Below are 2957 nucleotides of genomic sequence, written 5' to 3' on the forward strand. Positions count from 1 at the left end.
GCCCCGTCCCGCCCCCGGACCAGCGAAGGACTCCATGGCCAGCGACCAGCAGCTCGTCCCCGCCGGCGAACCGTACCGGGCGGACAATCCGGCGATCGCCGCCGACCTGATCCGCGCCGAGTGCCTGGCCGCGCGCTTCAACGCGACCCCGGCCGACGATCCGAGGGCCCGCCGCGCCGCGCTGGAGGCGCTGCTCGGCGAGGTGGGCGAGGACGTGGAGATCCGCCCGCCGCTGTACGTGGACCACGGCTCGCGCGTCAGCGTCGGCGCCCACTCGTTCGTGAACTTCGGCGCCGTGCTGCTGGACATGGCCCCGATCACGATCGGGGCGTACGCCCAGTTCGGGCCGCGGGTGCAGCTGCTCACGCCGAGCCATCCGATCGATCCCGGGCGGCGGCGGGAGTCGTGGCAGTGCGCGAAGCCGATCACGATCGGCGAGAACGTGTGGCTCGGGGGCGGCGTCATCGTCTGCCCGGGAGTGACGATCGGCGACAACACGGTGGTCGGCGCGGGCGCGGTGGTCACCAGGCCGCTGCCGCCGAACGTGGTGGCGGTCGGCAACCCGGCGCGCGTGCTGCGGGAGATCGTCCCCGACGACTGACCGGCTCGGCGCGGGGTCCCTCGCGGCGTTCCTGTGCGAGGCTGCCGACATGAGGGCATCCGGCGCGACGTCCTGCTATCGGAACCCGGCCGCCCGGGCCGCCGTGGCCGACTGGTGCGCGGACCGGCTCGCGCGCTGGCCGGTACCGCACCGCACGACGCTCCTCGACACCGCCGCCGGCCCGACCCACGTCACCACCGCCGGCGACGGCCCCCGGGACGTCGTCCTGCTCCCCGGCACCAACTTCAACGCCGCTACCTGCCTCCCGCTCGCGACCGCGCTCGCCGCCCGGCTGCGCGTCCACGTCGTCGACCTGCCCGGCCAGCCCGGCCTCAGCTCCCCCGCCCGGCCGCCCCGGGCCGTGCTGGGCCGCTGGCTGGCGGAGGTGCTGACGGCGACAGTCGAGCGTCCGGCCGTGGTGCTCGGCTACTCGCTCGGGGCGCTGCCCGCCCTGCTGTGCGACGCGCCGCCGCTCGCCGGGCGGGTGCTGCTGGCGCCCGCCGGGCTGGTCCGGCTGCGGGTCACCCCGCGGGTGCTGGCCGCGACGCTGCCGTGGCTGCTGCGGCCGACCGACCGGCGCAGCGCCGCCCTCCTCGACGTGATGTCCGGGCCGGGGCGGCGGCCTCCCGCGGAGCTGGCCGAGTGGATGACGCTGGTCTCCCGCTCCTGCCGTTCGACCATGGCCCCGGCGCCACTGCCGGACGACGCCCTGGCCTCCCCCAGCCTCCTGCGGGGAGGTTCCCCCAGCGCCCGCCGTCCCACGCTGCTGCTGACCGGCTCGCACGACGTGTTCCTGCCGACCGCACGGCTGCGTGACCGCGCGGTCAGCCAACTTGGCGCGGACGTACACGAGTTGACCGGCGTGGGCCACCTTGCGGCCGAGGAGGCTCCGGAGACCGTGGCCGACCTGGCCGCCGGGTTCGCCGAGTCGACGTAGCGTCGGCCGAACCGGCGCGGAGAACCCCCGGCACGTGTATTGCCCGTGGCATCCGGGGCGGCCAAGCTCAATGGTATGGACCTGGAGTTGCGGCATCTCAAGACGATCCGGGCGATAGCGGACGCAGGCAGCCTCACCAAGGCGGCGTCCAACCTCGGCCTCGCCCAGCCCGCGCTCAGCGCACAGCTCAAACGCATCGAACGCACCCTCGGCGGCGAGCTCTTCGTACGCGGCAGGCGCGGCGTACGGCCGACCCCGCTCGGCGAACTGGTACTCGACCGGACGAGGCTCGTCCTGCCGGCCGTACGCGAACTCCAGGAGGAGGCCGCGCGGTTCGCCCGAGCCTGGCACGAGATGCCGCGCCTCCGCGTCGGCGGCACCCACGGCCCGCTGCTCGGCGGCCTCGTCGACCGGCTGGCCGCCGGCGACCCGGGAATGCCCGTCTCCACGAACACCTCCTGGTCCGAACGGGAGATCGCCGACTCCGTCGCCGACGGCCGACTGGACTTCGCGCTCGTCGGCACCTGCGGCGAGAGCCAACCACCGCGCGCCGACCGGCTGGTGTGGCGGGAGGTCGCCGTCGATCCCGTCTTTGTCATGCTCGCCGACGCGCATCCGCTCGCCGACCGGTCCGAGATCGAACTCGGCGCGCTGGCCGAGGAGTCGTGGACGGACGTGCCGGGCGACGGCTGCTTCGGCGACTGCTTCGCCGCCGCCTGCGCCCGCGCCGGTTTCACACCCGCCCGGGTGTACGAGACGGACACCGCGTCGTGCGTGCACCTCGTGCAGGTCGGCCGGGCCGTCGGGCTCTGCCGCGCCACCTTCCCGCCCACGCCGGGACTGGTCACCCGCCCGCTCGTCGACAACCCGCTGAGCTGGCGGCACGTACTCGGCTGGCACCCCGGCGGCGGCGCGGCCGGGGCGGCCGACGTCGTCATGGGCCACGCCCGCGCGGCGCACGAGGAGGCCGCCGCGCGCAGCGACAGCTACCGCCGCTGGCGCGCCACCCACCACCACCTGCACTCCCTCGCCACCCGCGACCACAGGCCGCCGCCCGCGCGACGGGGAAGGGCGCTCCGAGGGCGGCAATGACCGACTCGCCGGCACGCCCGCATCGCCGCCCGCCGGCACGCCGCCCTGCCGACCTGCCGACCTGCCGACCTGCCGGCCCCGCAGGCCCCGCAGGCCGTAGCCATAACGCCGGGCAGGGGGTCAAGTGACAGCTGACGGCGGCTGGTTCGGGCCGTCTACGGTTTCGGCACCTCCCACCGAGACCGAGGAGACACCCCATGCTCCAGCGACGCCTGACCGGCGCGTGTGCCGCCGTCGTCGCGGCCGGCGCGTTCGCCCTCACCGGGGCGAACGGGACGGCCGGTGCCCTGCCCGCGCCGAACCCCGCGCAGTCCGCCACCCCCGCCG

Annotated in this window: 3 protein-coding genes; all 3 read left to right on the forward strand. The window is 75.8% G+C overall.

The genetic code is table 11. The features are described 5' to 3' along the window. Nucleotides 1-34 precede the first annotated feature (34 nt). The 3 genes from FNX44_RS25585 (at nucleotide 35) to FNX44_RS25595 (ending at nucleotide 2630) form a co-directional block, all read left to right on the forward strand. Nucleotides 35-601 (forward strand): sugar O-acetyltransferase, encoded by a 567-nt coding sequence (locus FNX44_RS25585; protein ID WP_143651358.1) that lies wholly within the window; start codon nucleotides 35-37, stop codon nucleotides 599-601. A 49-nt stretch (nucleotides 602-650) separates the two neighbouring features. Next, entirely contained in the window at nucleotides 651-1538 is an 888-nt protein-coding gene (locus FNX44_RS25590; protein WP_143651359.1) for an alpha/beta fold hydrolase, read from the forward strand. Between the two features lie 75 nt (nucleotides 1539-1613). Then, nucleotides 1614-2630 (forward strand): LysR family transcriptional regulator, encoded by a 1017-nt coding sequence (locus FNX44_RS25595; protein ID WP_143651360.1) that lies wholly within the window; start codon nucleotides 1614-1616, stop codon nucleotides 2628-2630. Nucleotides 2631-2957: the final 327 nt, after the last annotated feature.

The sequence above is a fragment of the Streptomyces alkaliterrae genome, assembly GCF_007097205.2.
Taxonomy (GTDB): Bacteria; Actinomycetota; Actinomycetes; order Streptomycetales; family Streptomycetaceae; genus Streptomyces; species Streptomyces alkaliterrae.

What these genes read in the sequence shown, in the direction of transcription:
- FNX44_RS25595 (WP_143651360.1), top strand. Translation starts at nt 1,614, where the DNA reads ATGGACCTGGAGTTGCGGCATCTCAAGACGATCCGGGCGATAGCGGAC.
- FNX44_RS25585 (WP_143651358.1), top strand. Translation starts at nt 35, where the DNA reads ATGGCCAGCGACCAGCAGCTCGTCCCCGCCGGCGAACCGTACCGGGCG.
- FNX44_RS25590 (WP_143651359.1), top strand. Translation starts at nt 651, where the DNA reads ATGAGGGCATCCGGCGCGACGTCCTGCTATCGGAACCCGGCCGCCCGG.